General features: G+C 67.2%; 14 protein-coding genes. 12 read left to right on the top strand and 2 right to left on the bottom strand.

Going from position 1 to position 17,181, the window contains the following annotated elements:
• The first annotated feature begins 80 nt into the window (after positions 1-80).
• Both ACM2ZB_RS01895 and ACM2ZB_RS01890 read left to right on the top strand, forming a co-directional pair.
• Positions 81-2,204 carry a methyl-accepting chemotaxis protein gene (locus tag ACM2ZB_RS01895; protein ID WP_416057210.1) on the top strand — a complete coding sequence of 708 codons (2,124 nt, stop codon included), beginning with the start codon at positions 81-83 and terminating at the stop codon, positions 2,202-2,204.
• Positions 2,205-2,413: 209 nt separating this feature from the next.
• Positions 2,414-4,162 carry an EAL domain-containing protein gene (locus tag ACM2ZB_RS01890; protein WP_416057209.1) on the top strand — a complete coding sequence of 583 codons (1,749 nt, stop codon included), beginning with the start codon at positions 2,414-2,416 and terminating at the stop codon, positions 4,160-4,162.
• Positions 4,163-4,209: 47 nt separating this feature from the next.
• Here ACM2ZB_RS01890 and ACM2ZB_RS01885 read toward each other — a convergent pair whose 3' ends face one another.
• On the bottom strand, positions 4,210-4,626 hold the full coding sequence (locus ACM2ZB_RS01885) for a hypothetical protein (protein WP_416057208.1): 417 nt from the start codon (positions 4,624-4,626) through the stop codon (positions 4,210-4,212).
• Positions 4,627-4,803: 177 nt separating this feature from the next.
• Here ACM2ZB_RS01885 and ACM2ZB_RS01880 point away from each other — a divergent pair, with 177 nt between their 5' ends.
• Complete coding sequence (locus ACM2ZB_RS01880) at positions 4,804-5,940, top strand: ATP-binding protein (RefSeq protein WP_416057207.1); 1,137 nt, start codon at positions 4,804-4,806, stop codon at positions 5,938-5,940.
• Positions 5,941-6,011: 71 nt separating this feature from the next.
• Complete coding sequence (locus ACM2ZB_RS01875) at positions 6,012-7,715, top strand: ATP-binding protein (RefSeq protein WP_416057206.1); 1,704 nt, start codon at positions 6,012-6,014, stop codon at positions 7,713-7,715.
• 20 nt (positions 7,716-7,735) lie between these two features.
• Here ACM2ZB_RS01875 and ACM2ZB_RS01870 read toward each other — a convergent pair whose 3' ends face one another.
• Positions 7,736-9,262 (bottom strand): FAD-dependent monooxygenase, encoded by a 1,527-nt coding sequence (locus ACM2ZB_RS01870; protein WP_416057205.1) that lies wholly within the window; start codon positions 9,260-9,262, stop codon positions 7,736-7,738.
• A gap of 82 nt (positions 9,263-9,344) precedes the next feature.
• On the opposite strand from ACM2ZB_RS01870, the gene ACM2ZB_RS01865 reads away from it, so the two are divergent.
• The 8 genes from ACM2ZB_RS01865 (at position 9,345) to ACM2ZB_RS01830 (ending at position 17,169) form a co-directional block, all read left to right on the top strand.
• Positions 9,345-10,031, top strand: coding sequence for a TetR/AcrR family transcriptional regulator (locus ACM2ZB_RS01865; RefSeq protein ID WP_416057204.1), 687 nt, complete (start codon positions 9,345-9,347; stop codon positions 10,029-10,031).
• A gap of 50 nt (positions 10,032-10,081) precedes the next feature.
• The gene (locus ACM2ZB_RS01860; protein WP_313437268.1) at positions 10,082-10,756 is read left to right on the top strand and encodes a response regulator transcription factor; all 675 of its coding nucleotides are present in this window, start codon (positions 10,082-10,084) and stop codon (positions 10,754-10,756) included.
• The gene (locus ACM2ZB_RS01855; protein ID WP_416057203.1) at positions 10,756-12,096 is read left to right on the top strand and encodes a sensor histidine kinase; all 1,341 of its coding nucleotides are present in this window, start codon (positions 10,756-10,758) and stop codon (positions 12,094-12,096) included. The genes ACM2ZB_RS01860 and ACM2ZB_RS01855 overlap by 1 nt, the downstream gene beginning before the upstream one ends.
• A 119-nt stretch (positions 12,097-12,215) precedes the next feature.
• Positions 12,216-12,980: a hypothetical protein gene (locus ACM2ZB_RS01850; RefSeq protein ID WP_416057202.1), complete on the top strand. Its 765-nt coding sequence runs from the start codon at positions 12,216-12,218 to the stop codon at positions 12,978-12,980.
• A gap of 131 nt (positions 12,981-13,111) precedes the next feature.
• On the top strand, positions 13,112-14,302 hold the full coding sequence (locus tag ACM2ZB_RS01845) for an efflux RND transporter periplasmic adaptor subunit (RefSeq protein ID WP_416057201.1): 1,191 nt from the start codon (positions 13,112-13,114) through the stop codon (positions 14,300-14,302).
• 11 nt (positions 14,303-14,313) lie between these two features.
• Positions 14,314-16,272, top strand: a complete 1,959-nt coding sequence (locus tag ACM2ZB_RS01840; RefSeq protein WP_416058602.1) for a MacB family efflux pump subunit — start codon at positions 14,314-14,316, stop codon at positions 16,270-16,272.
• A gap of 91 nt (positions 16,273-16,363) precedes the next feature.
• Positions 16,364-16,762 carry a hypothetical protein gene (locus tag ACM2ZB_RS01835; RefSeq protein WP_416057200.1) on the top strand — a complete coding sequence of 133 codons (399 nt, stop codon included), beginning with the start codon at positions 16,364-16,366 and terminating at the stop codon, positions 16,760-16,762.
• A 29-nt stretch (positions 16,763-16,791) separates the two neighbouring features.
• Positions 16,792-17,169 carry an EF-hand domain-containing protein gene (locus tag ACM2ZB_RS01830; protein ID WP_416057199.1) on the top strand — a complete coding sequence of 126 codons (378 nt, stop codon included), beginning with the start codon at positions 16,792-16,794 and terminating at the stop codon, positions 17,167-17,169.
• Positions 17,170-17,181 lie beyond the last annotated feature (12 nt).

Here is a 17,181-nt window from a genome sequence, read left to right as displayed (position 1 = left end):
CGTTTTACTGCTTGCCGGGACTCTCTCCTGTGCAGACACGCCCGGCAGTCGGGCCTACAACGACTACCGGATTTCACAAAATGAACACGCTGCGCCGTTTCAAGGTGGGCACCCGCCTCACTGCGGGGTTTTCCATCCTGCTCCTGTTGATCGCCACCATTCTTGCGATCGCCCTGCACAGCAACTACCAGCAGCGCCAACAGTTCGACAACGCGGTGAATGTGCGCGTGACCCGCATGGGCGAGCTGTACGACATGCTGATCATCAACAAGGAACTGCTGCTTCTGCGCCGTGACATGCTGATCAAGCGTGGCCAAGGCCTGGCCGAAGACATGGCCAAAGTGGATGCGATGTCGTCCCGCTACGACCAGATCTGGACGCATTTCACCGAACGCCCTGCAACCAGTCCTTTGGCCGAAACCATGCGGCGCAAGGTTGCGGAAAAGCAGCAGGCGACCGTTGCCCTGAACCGCGTTCTGGATGCTGCCATGCTGGCCGGCGATTTCGATGGCGCCAGCACCCAGCTGCTGACCCGCGCCGGCCCCGCCGCTGCGGAGTGGAATGCGGCACTGGCCGAGTTCGCCGACCTGCAGCAGAAACTGGTGGATGAGGCGGCGCGGGACATGCAGGCGTTGGCGGCGAGGACTACCGCACTGCTCAGCCTGTTCGGCGTCATCAGCCTTGGCCTGGGAATCGTGGCGGCATGGATGATCTCGCGCAGCCTGACCCGGCCGTTGGCCCAGGTGCAGGCATCGATCAATGCGGTCACCCGTGGCGACCTCAGCATCCGCCACCAGGACGACAGTCCTGACGAAGTGGGCCAGATGCTGCGCGCCACCGACGGCATGGTCGGCCTGCTGCAGCGCTTCTCCCAGCAGACCCAGTTGATGATCGGAAAGCATGCCGCCGAGGACATCAGCCACCGCATGCCGGTGGATTTCCCCGGTGTCTACGGCGAACTGGCGCAGGGCATGAACACCATGGTGTTTGAACACCTGGACGCCATTGTCGACGCCATCGAAGTATTGAACCAGTATGCGCAGGGCGACCTGAGCCGCGACGCACGGCGTCTGCCGGGCAGCCGCGCGATCCTGCATGAATCGATGGACGCCGCCAAGGCGAGCCTGCACGCCATCAACCAGGACATCCAGCGCCTGGCATCGGCCGCCGCGGCCGGTGATTTCAGCGCGCGGGGTGATGCCGCAGCCTATCGCCACGATTTCCGCTGCATGATTGAAGACCTAAACCGCCTGATGGCCACGGCTGACGGCAGCCTCAGCGCGTTGTCCAAGGTGCTGGGTGCGATGGCCGAGGGCGACCTGACCCGCCGCATCGACGGCGACTTCCAGGGCGTGTTTGCATCCATGCAGCGCGACACCAACCGCACGGCAGACAACCTCGCAGGCATCATCCGCCGCATCCAGCAGGCTTCCGGTTCGATCGCCAGCGCGTCCGATGAGATTGCCGCAGGCAATGCCGACCTCTCGCGGCGCACCGAAAGCCAGGCCGCCAACCTGGAAGAAACCGCTGCGTCGATGGAAGAACTGACCTCCACCGTCCGCCAGAATGCCGAGTTTGCGCAGCACGCCGATACGGCCTCGCGCAGCGCCGGCCAGGCCCTGCAGCAGACCGCCCACGCGGTGCAGGACGTGGTGCGCGTGATGGGACAGATCAACGCCTCTTCGCTGCGCATTGGCGAGATGGTCAGCCTGATCGACGGCATCGCATTCCAGACCAACATCCTGGCCCTCAATGCAGCGGTCGAGGCGGCCCGCGCGGGCGAACAGGGCCGCGGCTTCGCCGTGGTCGCCAGCGAGGTGCGCACCCTTGCCCAGCGTGCGGCGGCATCGGCCAAGGAGATCAAGACATTGATCGACGAATCCACCGGCCGGGTCGAGGCAGGCATCAGCATTGCCCGCCAGACCGAGGCCGCGCTTGGGCAGCTGACCGAAGCCGCCGGGCAGACCGGGCACCTGGTGCAGCAGATCGCCCAGGCCAGCGTCGAGCAGGCGGCAGGCATCGAGCAGGTGAACCAGACCATCGCGCAGATGGACGAGGCCACCCAGCAGAACGCCGCGCTGGTGGAAGAAGCCAGCGCCGCTGCACGTGCAATGGCCGACCAGGCCAAGGATCTGGACCAGGCAACGGCCGTGTTCCGGGTCATCGGGCAGACGGCGGGCCGCGCGCTCAAGCGTGCTGCCTGACACGCGTGACGTGCCGGGGCGATCACGTAGCGCGCATCCGGCCCGCCCTACCATGATGCTTGGGCCCTGAAGCGTTCAGCCGACCACTGAAGCTGCCCTTCCCTTCGACACCTGCAGCGCGACATTGTAGTCGCGCTGCAGAGGTCACTCTGCCTTGCCGCTCCCCACGCGTTGATTTGGTACCGATGCCTTCCCCAGAACAAGAACGGATGTCCGCCCTGGCCGGGCTCAATGCCTTGGGCGAGGTCTCCGGTGCGGCCCTGGACAGCCTCACCGAACTGGCCACGCACGCCTTCAACGTGCCAGTGGCCTTCATTTCCCTGCTTGAGGTGGATCGCCAGCGACTGGTTGCGCGAAGGGGCCTGCAGACCACACAGACGCCAATGCGCGATTCCATCTGCGCATCCGCGATCGGTTCTGCCGAAACGATGGTCATCGACGACCTGCGTGCCCATCCGCGCCACGCCAGCAACCCCTTGGTAACGGGGGAGGCCCAGCTGCGCTTCTATGCAGGCACTCCTCTGGTAACCCGCAACGGCGTGGCCATCGGTGCGTTCTGCATCATGGATGACGTGCCCAGGCAGTTTTCCGAAGCGCAGCGCCGCCAGCTGCAGACACTGGCCAATGCTGCAATGAATGAACTGGAGCTGCGTTGCCTCACCGGGCGCCGCGATCCCGTCAGTGGAATGCCGGACCGCCACCAGTTCGCCCTCGATATTGCTGCCCAGGCCGAGCATGCGCCCGACACTTTTCTGCATGCAATGCTGATTGACGTCTTCGACGCGACCACGTCCACCGAGGCCGGCCAGGTATTGGGCATGGCGCCGCTGGAAACCCTGATCCGCCGTATCGGTGTGCGCCTGCGGGTGGCGCTGGACGGCATGGCCCAGGTCTATCACGTAGGGGTGGCACGGTTTGCCTTCCTGGTTGAGCTGTCCTCGTCCAAGGCCGTGGAAGATCTGGCTGGCGAACTGCAGGCAAGACTGACCCGCCCCATGATGGCCGCGCAGGTGCCGATGGCGCCCTCCTTCCATGCCGGCATCTGCGGTGTCACCCTGGGCCAGCACAATGCCGACGAGATCATCCGTCGCATGCTGGTGGGACTGAATGCGGCCATCAACAGCCGGTCGCCATTCCGCTGGTACTCGGAAACGCGGGATGCGCGCACGCAGCGCGGTTACCGGTTGGCTGCCGATGCAAACAAGGCGCTGCAGGAGCAGCAGTTCCATCTGGTGTACCAGCCGCGGTTCCGGGCCACGGATCTGCAACCGGTCGCCGCCGAGGTCCTCATCCGCTGGAACCATCCGCAACTGGGAATGGTGAGCCCGGCGGAGTTCATTCCGGTATTCGAGCGCACGGCGGTGATGCCCGGCATTACCCGCTGGGTGGTCGAAAACGCATTGGACCAGCTGGTCGCCTGGCGCCATGCAGGAATCGACCTGTTGCTGTCGATCAACTACTCAGCCCCGGACATGGCACAGGAAGATGCAGCGCTCCGCCTGGTACGCGCCATCGAGCGCAGGGGACTGTCCTGTGCGGATGTCGAGGTGGAGATCACCGAAAGCCAGTGGCTGCGCGTGGACTCACCTGCCGGGGAGCAGGTGCGACAGATGGCCGCCGCTGGCCTGCGTATCGCCGTGGATGATTTCGGCAGTGGCTACAGCAACTTCGGCTACTTGACCGAATTGCCCATCAGCACCCTCAAGCTGGACAAGACCGTGATCGACCGGCTGTGCCAGGACCCGCGCGCGGCGTTGAAGGTGGAATCCATCATCGCCTTGGCCCAGCGCCTGGGGTACAGCGCAGTGGCCGAAGGGGCCGAGACCACAGAGCAGATCGCCCTTCTGCAGGCGCTGGGCTGTGATGAAATCCAAGGGTTCGCACTGGCCCGGCCACTGACGGCTGAAGCATTCAGTGAACGCTACGGGCCTGATCGGCTGCGGCGACAGCCAAGCTGACCCGTCTGCCGCCCTGCCCCGGCGGCGTAGCGCCGGCGGCACTGGCGCTACGCGGCGCGGGCGGCCAGCAGTTCGGCCACGCCGACGCCTTCGAGGGATCCGCAACGCTCCAGCACGCCGCCGGTGTATTCCGGGCGCAGCAGCGGCAGGACCTGTTCCAGCAACGCGGGATCGGCAAATACAAAGCACAACGCGGTGCCGAAGGGCACCCGCTGCAGTTCCTGGTGGAAACGTATCGGGCATTCGAGTGCAGTGCCCAGCACCACCACTTTCACCTGCTCGGCGCGTTCGAGCAGCGCATCCAGCATCTGTTCACCCGCGCTGTCGAATACAGGGCGCCCCTGCTCGACACCCGCCGCGCAGCAGCCCACGAAAATCTCCTTGGCACCGAACCGGGTCCGCAGCAGGCGTGCGTCCGCGTGGCAGGATGCGAAGAAGGTCTGGAGAAGCGTACTGCGGATCACGGCAAGCCTTGCGGGTCAGGAAGGGCGTGCATTGTCGGCACGCGGCCGCGAAGGGTGGATGAAACAGCGATTGTGGCCGCTATACTCCTGTCGCCCACCGCGCTGCCTGGAACAGCTGCCATGCCCACACGAATCGATTTCCGGCCATCGCTGGACCTGGCATGTGCACTGACCGGCATGCGCGTGGCGCTGGTGGGCGAGGTGACCGACACCTCGTGGCGCTCGATCCAGAGTATCGACAGTGCAGGCCTTGGGATTTCCAGCGGCATGATCCTGGATATCAACCGTACTTTCTGCAAGGACGTCCGCGCATCGCGTGCCCCGGTATGGTTTGGCGATGCGCGTATCCACCCGCTGTTCCGGCACAGCCCGGTGCCGGACATGTATGGCTTCCGCAGCTATGTTTCGGTTCCGCTGGTGCTCAACGACGGCTCCATCTTCGGCACCCTGTGCACGCTGGATCCCGAGCCAAAGGCCGTGGACGAACAGCAGGTGAAGTCCATGAACGCCCTCTCGGCACTGGTCGCAGCACAGATCGACGGCATTCTCAGCCACGACGCCGACAGCCGCACCATCGATGGGTTGAAGCAGCAGGGCGATTCGGTCGGCCGGCGCTTGGCCGAGTACGAACACTCCAATACCGAGTTGCTGCAGGTCGCCAAGCAGCGCGAGGAATTCATCGGGGTGCTGGCGCACGACCTGCGCAACCCCGTGCAGGCAATACGCGCCGGTGTTGATCTGCTGTCGATGGGTGAACTTACCGCGTCGCAGCAGAGGGTACTGGGCCATATCAACGACAGCTCCGACCGCATCGCCGAACTGATTGATGTCACCCTGGATTTCGCACGTGGGCGGCTCGGCACCGGTATTGCCCTGAAGCTGGAATCCTGGTCGGACCTGTCTGGGATTCTGGCCATGGCCTGCCGCGAAGCGATGCGCCCCTATCCGCAGCGCAGCTGCGAGGTGGACCTGCAACTGCCGCGGACGTTCCGATGCGACGCCGCACGGTTGTGCCAGCTGCTGGCCAATCTGGTGATCAACGCCGCCATCCATGGCGCCCCGGGTCAACCGATCCAGGTGCAAGGCCGCAGCCAGGGAGATGGCATCCAGATCAGCGTCGCCAACCAGGGGGTCATCCCTGCAGCCCAGCTGGATCGGCTTTTCGAGCCATTCTCGCGCCCTCAGGAGCGCCGGCTCGATTCTGGCCTCGGCCTGGGTCTCTACATCGCCTCGCAGATCGCCAAGGCGCACGGCGGAACGCTGGCGGTCACCAGTTCCGATCGCCAGGGGACGGTGCTCACCCTGCGGATCTGAACCGCGCTGGCGTGCAGAACCACTACACGCCCGATCAGCTACCCTGCTGCACTTTCCAGCCCTGAGTGGCCATGCACGCCTTTCCCCTTCCGGTTTCCTCGCCAGAGCAGCTGGCCTACCGCCTTCTGCAGGACTGTGACTGGGCGCGCTCGACCGCCGCCGCCAGCGCGCCTGTCGAATTGCGCACCGTTCTGTCGATGATCCTCGATTCGCCGGAGCCACTGTGGATCGCGTGGGGCGTGGAGGAGATGACGTTCTTCTTCAACGATGCCTATCTGCCCATGCTGGGGGCCAAGCTGCACGGGGCAATGGGCAGCCGGCTGGATACGGTCTGGTCGGATGTCTGGGAAGACGTGCGGCATGCCATTGCCGATGCCTTTGCCGGCAGCAGCCGAAGCTTCAAGAACCTGCCGCTGATGATGGATCGCGACGGCGCCATGAAGGAGACGTTCTGGACATTTTCGTATTCCCCCCTGCGAATGGCCAATGGCACAGTGGCCGGCCTGCTCTGCGTTGTCAGCGAGCAGACCGAGCGGGTGATCGAACGCAACCTGCACAGCCGCCAGGTCGCGGCCATCACCCAGGAGGCACGGGAAGCCCACCTGGAGCTGGTGCGGGCCCGCGAACAGCTGCGCCAGGCACAGAAGCTGGAAGCCATCGGCCAGTTGACCGGAGGCGTCGCGCACGATTTCAACAACCTGCTGCAGGTCATTACCGGCTCGGCAGACATGCTGCTGCATACTTCTCCCGCCGACGATCCCGGCCGCAAGTACGTGCAGTCCATTGGTGCAGCCGCCGAACGGGCCACGCGGCTGACGGCGCAGCTGCTTGCCTTCTCGCGCCGGCAGAGCCTGTCGCCGGAAGTTTTCGATCTGTGCGAAAGCATGCGTGCGCTGTCGGACATCATCACCACGGTGCTCGGTGCCCGCATCCTGGTATCGGTCACGCTGCCCGACACACCTCTGCAGGTGCTGCTTGACCGCAGCCAGCTCGACACCGCGCTCATCAACATCGTGGTGAACGCACGCGATGCCATCGCAGGCCACGGCACGGTAGCCATCGCGGTACAGCGGGTGACATCGGTTCCCTCCGTGCGCTTTGCCGCACCGCTGAAAGGCGACTTCGCCGCCATCAGCGTTACCGACAATGGCGCCGGCATTGACGCAGCGGTGCTGGATCGCATCTTTGAACCCTTTTTCACCACCAAGGCCGTGGGCGCGGGAACCGGATTGGGGCTCAGCCAGGTTTTCGGCTTCGTCAAGCAATCCGAAGGTGAGGTGGACGTGGACAGCCGCCCAGGTGCAGGCACCTGCTTTACTCTGTACCTGCCACTGAGCCAGTCGCGAGAATGCGCAACGCGTCCGCCCCAGCACGAAGGGCTGGTGAAGGGGCGCGGCCTGTGTGTGCTTGTGGTCGAGGACAACATCGATGTCGCCCAGTTCGCAGTGGGCGCGCTGCGCGAGCTGGACTACGGCGTGGTGCTGGCGCGCGATGCCAACGAGGCGCTGGCGGAGCTTGAGCAGGACGCGCGACGATTCCAGGTGGTGTTTACCGACGTCGTGATGCCCGGTATCAACGGGCTGGAACTGGCACAGACCGTACGGCAACGCTTCCCTTGGCTTCCGATCATCCTGACCAGTGGCTACAGCGATCTGCTGGCCCGCGATCCGGGCCACGGCTTTACCCTGCTCCGCAAACCCTATTCGCTCAAGCAGCTTGCACAGGTGATCAACGAAGCAGGCCAGGGTGACTGGAGTGCGTCCGCACACGCCTGAGCACAGTCCATTTCGCCTGGTTACCCCGCCGGCCCGAACCAGCGCGTGGCGGCAGCCGCCAACCCGTCCGTATCGTCCGCACGATCACTCGCCCACGCCACCACCCCGTCGGGGCGTACCAGCACGGCCGCCAGGCCCAGCGCGTCCACCACCGGTTGCTGGATGCAGCGGATGCGCGGCCGCCAGGCCTGCAGCGCGTCTGCCAGGCCCGGGGCTGCCGTGAATACCTGGAATACGCCGCGCCCTTCGCGCAGGTGTTCGCCCATGCGCTCGCCCTGCGCCGACACGAAATCGGGCACGCTGCGGCCAACCAGCGGGTGGGTCCCGCCCAGGTCCAGCTGCTGCCACAGTCCCCAGACCCGTTCGGCCAGATAGGTGGCCCCATCGGGGGTGTCGGCCAGATCGGCCATCACCGCCGCCAAGGCGCGCGCGCCTGTGCCGGGGCGCATCAAGGCCACCTGCGCGCGCGACCACTCCAGTACCTTCGCGCCGATCGGGTGGCGTTCGGCGTGGTAGCTGTCCAGCAGCGCGTCGCCTGCTTCGCCGCGCAGCACCGCCGCCAGCTTCCAGCCCAGGTTCATCGCATCGCCCAGCCCCAGGTTCAGCCCCTGCCCGCCCAGCGGCGAGTGCACATGTGCGGCATCACCGGCCAGCAGCACACGGCCGTTGCGGTAAGCGGTGGCCTGGCGCGCGGCATCGGTCCAGGTGGTGGCCAGATGCAGTTCGTTGATGACCGCATCGCGGCCGGACACGCGTTGCAACAGCGCCTGCGCGCCCTCGCGGTCGAGCGCGTGGCGATGGCCGGCACCGCCATCGAAATCCGCCAGGGCCACCGTGCCCGGCGGGTTGAAGTTGCACATGCCCTGCCCGGTGTACTGCCGCCCAGGCGTGAGCACGTTGGGGTCCTGCAGGCTGACCAGCAGCGAATGCCCGGTGAATTCCGCATCGGTGCCGGCAAAGGTGAAGCCACCACGCTTGCGCACCACGCTGCGGCCGCCATCGCAGCCCACCAGCCAACGGCCGGCGAACGGCTGGCCTGCGGCCACCACGGTCACCTTGTCCGGCGCGGGATCGATGGCTTCCACCGCCACGCCGCGCAGGATCTGTACCCCCAGCGCCTGCGCGCGGTCGGCCAGCACGGTTTCCAGCGCCTGCATGTCCACGGCCATCTGCATGCCTGCCGGTGTCGGCAGCCGGTACGGCCAGCGATCGCTGTCCACACGGTCCAGCGCGAAGGGAATGCCCGCGAAATGGCCCCCCAGGGCCCGTGGCTGCGCCAGCCAGTGGGCGGTACCCGGCGGCGGTGGCTCGCCCTTTCCGGGCTTGCGCACCTGCCTGGCCTCAAACGCCTGCAGCAGGCCGCGACGGTCCAGCGCCGCCAGCGAGGGCGCGTTCAAACCGCGCAGGCCGAACGGCAGGCACTTGAAGGGCGAATCGGGGTTGGCGGCCTGCTCAAGCACCAGCACCTGCGCCTCGCCTTGGGCCAGTTCGGCGGCCAGGAACAGGCCCACCGGGCCGGCCCCGGCAATGACGACGTCGTACAGCATTGGATTTCCCGGTGAGCACCGGGCCGGCGCTCTGAAGTGCACAATGTTACACTCGGTGTACGTTTCCAGATGTGAACCGCCGATGAGCCCCTCCCCAGGCCGCCGCGAGCAGCGCAAGGCCGAGACCCGCCAGGCCATTTCCGATGTCGCGACCGGGTTGATCATCCAGCGCGGTTTCGAGGCTGTGTCCATGTCCGAGATCGCCGAAGCGGCCGGCGTGTCGCGCAAGACGGTCTTCAACTACTTCGCCAGCAAGGAAGACCTGGTCTTCGACCGCGACGAGGAAGCCCGCCAGCTGCTGCGTGAAGGCATGGCTGCCCGCCCCGGCCTGACCCCGCTGGCCGCCTTCCACGCCCTGGTGCACGAACTGCTGGCGGCCGGCCACCCGCTGCTGCGCATCCATGCCGGTGCCGCCGCGTTCTGGTCCACGGTGGGCGACAGCCCGGTGCTGGTCGCCCATGCACGGCGCCTGCAGGCCCAGCTGACCGGCGATCTGGCCGAACTCATGGCCGCCGCTGCAGGGCGCCCCGCAGACGATGCCGACGCCCAGCTGGGGGCCGCGCTGCTGATGGCGATGATGGTGTCCGCCTACCAGCAGGGCCTGCGCAGCCACCACCAGGGCAGCGACCCGCGCGAGGCGATGGTGCAGACCCTGGTGCGCGGCTGCACGGCCGTGCTGGTGGCGCTGGCCGGTACGCCCTACACCGACCCGGCCGCGCTGCCGCGCCAGGGCTGCGGGCCACGCCATGTTCACGCAATGTTCCTGTAATACGGTGCGGCACCGCCTTTGCCATCCGCCCCGCGCCCTGCAGCAACCCGATGCATATCCTGCTGATCGAAGACGAAGCCGAACTGGCTGCCACCCTGAAGGGGGCGCTGCAGCGCGAACTGCATGTGGTGGACCTGGCCGGCACCGTGGCCATGGCGCGCGAGGCCGCGCTGTGCGGGCTGCACGACCTGGTGCTGCTGGACCGCACCCTGCCCGACGGTGACGGCCTGACCCTGATCGCCCTGCTGCGCCAACACAACCCCGGCGTGCCGGTGATCGTGCTGAGCGCGCTGGGCCAGCTGCCCGACCGCGTTGCCGGCCTGGATGAAGGCGCCGACGATTACCTGGCCAAGCCCTTTGCCCTGGAAGAACTGTTCGCGCGCATCCGCGCAGTCGGCCGACGCCCCAGCGGCCTGAACGCCGAAACGGTGACCATCGGCCGCCTGAGCTTCGACCCGGTATCGGGTGAAACCCGCGTGGGCGGTGCGCGCCTGGACCTGCCGCGTCGCGAGATCCGCGTACTGGCCGCGCTGGCCCGCCGGGCCGGCCGCACGGTGCTGCGTGAATCCATCGAAATGGCGGTGTACGGCTTCGACGACGGCGTTCATTCCAACACCCTCGATTCGCATGTTTCGCGCCTGCGCCGCAAGCTGGCCGAGGCCGATGCCGGCGTGGAAATCCATGCCATCCGCGGCGTGGGCTACCTGATGCGGGAGACCCGATAGTGGCGCGGCGTACATCGTTGAAATGGCCGCTGATCGTCAAGCCGCTCATCTTCCATCTGCTGGCCTTGCTGGTGGCCTTTTTCACCCTGCTGATGGTGCTGGTGCGCGCCGACAGCGGCGGCTATTACACCATCCAGACCTTTGCCGAAGTGGCTGCCGATGCGGTGCACCGCGATGCCGACGGCAACCTGTTCGTGCAGCAGACGCCGGACCTGACCGAAGCGCTGCAGACCTCGCCGGGTGCCTGGTTCATCGCCGAGGACGACCACGGCCGCCATGTGACCTTCGGCCATGTTCCGCCGGCCTACGCATCGCTGGTGGGGCTGCTGGACGGCATTCCCTATGGCGACCTGCGCGGCCGCGAGCGTGGCGACGGCCTGGCCGTGGTGGTGCGCCAGCACACCGGGCCGGCAGGCAAGCTGACCGTAATGGCCCACGGCGAAGTGGATACGCTCACCTGGCAGATGGCCTTGGCCGCACACATCATCACCGTGCCGATCTTCCTGCTGCTGGCACTGGTGACCATCGTGCTCACGCCGATCATCGTGCGCCGGGCCTTGGCCGGCGTGGAGCGCATTGCCGCCGAGGCAAAGAACATTTCCGCCAGCCGCCGCGGCATCCGCCTGACCGCCACCGCCGTGCCGGTGGAGATCGCGCCGCTGGTCAATGCCGTGAACGATGCGCTGGAACGGCTGGACGAAGGGCACGAGCGCCAGCGTCGCTTCATCGCCGCCGCCGCGCACGAACTGCGCACGCCCATCGCCATCCTGCGGGTGAAGCTGGATGCCGCCGACGATGCCACCTCGCACAGCCTGGGGCTGGAAGTGGCGCGCCTGGCCACCCTGGCCGAGCAGCTGCTGGACCTGCACCGCATGGATGATGACGGCCCCAGGGAAACCCTGCACCTGGCACGCGTGGCCAAGCGCGTGGTGGCCGACCTGGCGCCGCTGATGATCCAGTCCCAGCGCACGGTATCGGTGGCGGTGGAAACGCATTACCCGGTGTTGGGCGAAGCCGGCGCGATTGAACGGGTGATTTCCAACCTGGTGTTGAATGCCGCCGAACATGGGGGCCGCAACGTGGTGGTGCGCGTGCAGGGCAGCTGCCTGGAAGTGGAGGACGACGGCCCGGGCATTCCCGTGGAAGAGCGCGAACGCGTGTTCGAGCCCTTCCAGCGGCTGCGCCCACGGCAGACCGGTGCCGGCCTGGGCCTGAACCTGGTGCGCCAGGTGATGGACCGCCACGGCGGCCGCGTCACCATTCTGGATGCGGCCGGCGGCGGCGCATTGATCCGCGTTGAATTCCCGATGCACCCCGGCGCCAACGTGCCGGCAGAGTGACTCCCACCTGTCTGCACCTGCACCGCCGCGTGCGGTGACAAGGTTGCGGCAATGTTGGTCCGCCAGTGTCGGGCGCAGGGCGCGTGCGCGCGCCGTTGTTCCGTACTGACAGGACCCCCATGCACCAGGCAGCCCCGCCGCCGCGGCCCAGCGCCACCCCGCATTCCGACGCCGCCCCCGCAGCATCCACGCTCACCGCTGCGGCCTGGAACCGACGCCCCGCATCGCGCGGTCTGCGTGGCCTGGCGCACTGGCCGCATTGGCTGCGCACGCTGCCCGAGCCCGCGCGCCCCGCGGTGCTGACGCGCCTGTTCGGCGCGCTGTTCATGGCCCTGCCCGGCCTGGCGCTGGTGCTGTTCGCCGCCAGCCACGATGGCATCGCCGTGGCCTCTGCTGCGCTGCTGCTGGCAAGCGTGCACGGCCTGCTGCACGCGCAGTCGGCGTGGTTGCTGGCACGCCCGGACACAGCGCCTGGCTGGCGGCACACGCTGGATGATCACGCCCCCGGCCTGCTGGCCTGCAGCGCGCTGTTGCCGCTGGCCCTGCGCGCCAGTGTGCTGGCCAACACCCTGCTGTGCGCCGCAGCCGTGGCGGTGCTGGCGGCCATCATCACCACCCTGCGGCCGACCCAGCGCCGCTGGCGCCGGCCGCTGCAGGTGGCAGCGGCTGCTCTGCTGTTGATGGTGCTGGTCCTGCACGCACTGCCGCTGCCATGGCCGGTACTGGCCAGCGTGCTGCTTGCCGCGCTGTGCCTGGCGGGCAGCACGGCAGTGCAGATGCGTGGCGGCACGGACGACGGCAACATTCTGCGCCATACCCTGCTGGTGGTTGCCAGCCTGTGCGCCACCGTGGCCGTGGCGGCGCTGGCCAGCGCGGGTCGCTGACCGCCGCCACGCAAGGTTGGCGCAATCCAGCGCATCGAGACTCGACGGAGCCTGCCGGTCTGCGTACGCAGGCGCCCCCGTCTTTCCCGCAAGGAATTCCCGATGTTCCGTACCGCACGGACGCCGCGCCCGTGAGCGCCGCCCCCCGCAACCGCCGCCGTCTTTGGCTCGCCGCCGCCGCGCTGTGTGCCCTGGCCCTGGCCGCCCTCTGGCTGATGCCCGCCGCACCGCCCGAACTGGATCTGGCGCCCGTGCAGCGCGGCGACATTGAACAGGTGGTGGAAGCCACCGGCACCTTGAAACCCTCGCAGCTGGTAAGCGTGGGCGCGCAGGTATCGGGCCGCATCGAAACCCTGCACGTGAAGCTGGGCGACAAGGTGAAGGCCGGCGACCTGATTGCCGAGATCGATTCGCGCACCCAGCGCAATGCACTGCAGAGCGCGCAGGCCGCCCAGCGCAGTGCCCGCGCAAACCGCGATGCCCTGGCCACCGACCTGCGCCAGTACCGCCTGACCCTGCAGCGCCAGCAGGCGCTGGTGGCCCGCCAGCTGGTCGCCCGCGCCGACTACGATGCCGCCAAGGCCAAGGTGGATGCCACCACCGAACAGATCGCCGCGCTGGATGGCGAAGTGGTGCAGCGGCAGACCGATGTGGACGTGGCGCAGACCAACCTGGGCTACACCCGCATCACCGCGCCCACCAACGGCACCGTGCTGGCCGTGGTCGCCCGCCAGGGCCAGACCGTCAACGCCGTGCAGAGCGCCCCTACCATCGTGATGCTGGGCAACCAGGACGTGATGACCGTCTATGCCGAAATTTCCGAGGCCGACGTGGTCCACACCGCGCTGGGCCAGGAAGCCTTCTTCACCATCCTGGGCGACAGCGGCCGCCGCTATAGCAGCACCCTGCGTGACATCGCGCCGGCGCCGGAATCCATCACCAATGAAGACACCTCCGCCTTCCCCGCCCCGCGCGCATCGGCAGGCGGCAGCCGCACGGCCATGTACTACAACGGCCAGTTCGACGTGGACAACGCCGATGGCCGCCTGCGCAGCTACATGACCGCACAGGTGCGCATCGTGCTGGGCCGGGCCAAGGGCGTGCTGACCATTCCCTCGGCCGCACTGGGCGCACGCAGCGCCGATGGCAGCTACAGCGTGCAGGTGCGCGGTGCCCAGGGCCTGCCGGTCGCACGGCGCATCACCACCGGGCTGGACGACCAGATCAACGTGGAAGTGCGCAGCGGCCTGAAGGAAGGCGAACAGGTGGTACTGGCGCAGACCGGGGACGCGACCGCCAGCGGCGCCGCCGCGCAGCCATGACCGCTGCCGCAATGGACGAACCGCTGCTGCGCGTACGTGGCATCCGCCGCGAATTCGCCGCTGGCGAGCAGACCCTGGTGGTGCTCGATGGCATCGACCTGGATATCCATGCCGGCGAACTGGTGGCCATCGTCGGCCAGTCCGGTTCGGGCAAATCCACCCTGATGAACATCCTCGGTTGCCTGGACCGGCCTTCGGCCGGCACCTACCAGATCGCCGGGCGCGAAACCGCACGCATGTCACCGGACGAACTGGCCGAGCTGCGCCGGGAGCACTTCGGCTTCATCTTCCAGCGCTACCACCTGCTGACCGACCTGAGCGCACTGGGCAACGTGGAAGTGCCGGCCATCTATGCCGGGCAACCGGCGGCCGAGCGGCATGCGCGTGCCCAGGCCCTGCTGCAGCGCCTGGGCCTGGGCGAACGCATGGAGCACCTGCCCGGTGAGCTGTCCGGCGGCCAGCAGCAGCGCGTATCGATTGCCCGCGCCCTGATGAACGGCGGCGCGGTGATCTTCGCCGACGAACCCACGGGCGCGCTGGATACCCATTCCGGCAAGGAAGTAATGAAGATCCTGGGCGAGCTGCATGCCGAGGGCCACACCGTGGTGCTGGTTACCCATGACATGGCCGTGGCCGAGCACGCACAGCGCATCATCGAAATCCGCGATGGCCGCATTGTCGATGACCGCCCCACGGCCGCCGCGGCTGCACAGACAGCAGCCACCGCAGCGGCCGGGCTGCGGGCCCACAGCGAAGGCAGCGGTTGGCAGGCACTGCGTGACCGTTTCACCGAAGCGTTCCGCATGGCCCTGCGCGCGATGAACGCGCACCGCATGCGCACCTTCCTGACCATGCTCGGCATCATCATCGGCATCGCCTCGGTGGTTTCCGTGGTGGCGCTGGGCACTGGTGCGCGCCAGGCCATCCTGTCCAACATCGCCTCGCTGGGCACCAACACCATCGAGATCTACCCGGGTTCCGGCTTTGGCGATGTGCATGCCGCGCAGGTGGAAACCCTGACCCCCGGTGACAGCGTGGCCCTGGCGGGCCAGCCCTTCGTGGACAGCGCCACGCCCAGCGTGGCCAGCAGCGGCACCGCACAGCGCGGCAACCGCTCGGCCAACGTACAGATCCAGGGCGTAAGCGAGCAGTACTTCCGGGTGCACGGCTTGAAGCTGGGGCAAGGTCACTTCTTCGCCCAGCCCGCCGTGACCGGCCACCAGCAGGTGGCGGTAATCGACGCCAACACGCAGGCACGTTTCTTCGCCCCGCACGAAGACCCCATCGGGCAGACCCTGCTGCTGGGCAATGTGCCGGTGCGCGTGGTGGGCGTAGTGAAGAAGGATGCCGGCGCAGCGGGCGACGCGTCACTGCTGCGCGTGTGGACGCCCTACACCACGGCCATGGCACGCATGCTGGGGCAGAGTCATGTCTCGAGCATCACCGTGCGCGTGTCCGATTCGGTGGGCATGCAGGCGGCCGAGGCATCCATCCGCCGCCTGCTGGAACGCCGCCACGGGCGGCAGGACTTCTACATGAGCAACAACGCGCAGATCCGGCAGTCCATCGAGCAGACCACCCGCATCCTGACCATGATGATCAGCTCCATCGCCGCCATCGCGTTGGTGGTGGGTGGCATCGGCGTGATGAACATCATGCTGGTGTCGGTAACCGAGCGTACCCGCGAAATCGGCGTGCGCATGGCGGTGGGCGCGCGGCGCAGCGACATCCTGCAGCAGTTCCTGATTGAATCGGTACTGGTCTGCCTGCTGGGGGGCATCCTGGGCATTGCCGTGGCGTTGGCGCTGGGCGCGGTGCTGGCCCTGGCCGATGTGGGGTTCAGCCTGGTGTTCTCGGCCGCCTCGATCCTGGCCGCGTTCGCCTGCAGCAGCCTGATCGGCATTGGCTTTGGCTTCCTGCCTGCGCGGCGTGCAGCGCAGCTGGATCCGGTGGAGGCGCTGGTTCGCTGAACGCAACCCAGCCTGCGCGCACCACTGCAGGTTCGCGCAATGTCCGCACGCTGTACTGCCGCTACCGACACAGCCGCACAGGAGCGGAACGATGTTTCAGAAGACAGGACGCACAGCATTGCTGCTGGCGGCAGCCGTACAACTGCTGGTGCTGATGCCCTACGCCGGCAACGCGCAGGCACAGCACCGTGATGGCTACCGTTCCGGCTGGGACCAGGGCTACCAGGACCGCCAGCGCGATGACTGGGAACGGCGCGAACGCGAACGGCAGCGCGAACGTGAGCGCGACCGCCGTGACGACGCCAAGGCCAAGGGCGTAGTGGTGGGCGTGGTGGGCGCGGCCGTCGTGGCCGGCGTGATTGCCGCCGCGGCCAAGCGCGAACGTGAGAACCGCGAACGCGCCGACTACTGCATGAACCGCTACGGCAACTACGACCGCCGCAACGACACCTACCGCGGCTCGGACGGCTACACCTACCCCTGCCGCTGACCTGCCCGCCTCTTCAAGGAAACCACCGCATGAAAAAGACCGCCCTACTGATTGCCCTCTGCGCCGCCCCGCTGCTGGCCAATGCCGCCGGCAGCGACCCCAAGCAGACGTATATCGATTCCACCTTCGCCGCCATGGACAGCAATGGTGACGGCCGCATCGACAAAGCCGAATATGCCAAGTACCAGCAGGGGCGCTTCAGCAAGCAGGCCGATTCGATCGACGTTGCATTCAAGGAAATGGATGCGAACAAGGACGGCAGGATCAGCAAGGAAGAAGCGGCCGTGGTGCCGGAGATTGCGAAGTACTTCGCGGGCCTGGACACCGATGGCGATGGCTATCTGTCGCTGAAGGAAATGCAGCAGGCCATGGTGGCGGCGCAGACGGCAGACGCCCCCGCGAAGTAATGCCCGGCAGGT

Origin of the sequence: Stenotrophomonas maltophilia (assembly GCF_047782825.1) — a bacterium.
Lineage (GTDB): Bacteria > Pseudomonadota > Gammaproteobacteria > Xanthomonadales > Xanthomonadaceae > Stenotrophomonas.
Note: the sequence above shows the minus strand (reverse complement) of the source record. Positions and strands in the feature narration are given on the sequence as shown.

Coding starts and splice junctions, on each gene's coding strand:
- ACM2ZB_RS01830 (WP_416057199.1), top strand. CDS start 16,792: ATGAAAAAGACCGCCCTACTGATTGCCCTCTGCGCCGCCCCGCTGCTG.
- ACM2ZB_RS01840 (WP_416058602.1), top strand. CDS start 14,314: ATGGACGAACCGCTGCTGCGCGTACGTGGCATCCGCCGCGAATTCGCC.
- ACM2ZB_RS01895 (WP_416057210.1), top strand. CDS start 81: ATGAACACGCTGCGCCGTTTCAAGGTGGGCACCCGCCTCACTGCGGGG.
- ACM2ZB_RS01890 (WP_416057209.1), top strand. CDS start 2,414: ATGTCCGCCCTGGCCGGGCTCAATGCCTTGGGCGAGGTCTCCGGTGCG.
- ACM2ZB_RS01875 (WP_416057206.1), top strand. CDS start 6,012: ATGCACGCCTTTCCCCTTCCGGTTTCCTCGCCAGAGCAGCTGGCCTAC.
- ACM2ZB_RS01880 (WP_416057207.1), top strand. CDS start 4,804: ATGCGCGTGGCGCTGGTGGGCGAGGTGACCGACACCTCGTGGCGCTCG.
- ACM2ZB_RS01835 (WP_416057200.1), top strand. CDS start 16,364: ATGTTTCAGAAGACAGGACGCACAGCATTGCTGCTGGCGGCAGCCGTA.
- ACM2ZB_RS01870 (WP_416057205.1), bottom strand. CDS start 9,262: ATGCTGTACGACGTCGTCATTGCCGGGGCCGGCCCGGTGGGCCTGTTC.
- ACM2ZB_RS01860 (WP_313437268.1), top strand. CDS start 10,082: ATGCATATCCTGCTGATCGAAGACGAAGCCGAACTGGCTGCCACCCTG.
- ACM2ZB_RS01865 (WP_416057204.1), top strand. CDS start 9,345: ATGAGCCCCTCCCCAGGCCGCCGCGAGCAGCGCAAGGCCGAGACCCGC.
- ACM2ZB_RS01850 (WP_416057202.1), top strand. CDS start 12,216: ATGCACCAGGCAGCCCCGCCGCCGCGGCCCAGCGCCACCCCGCATTCC.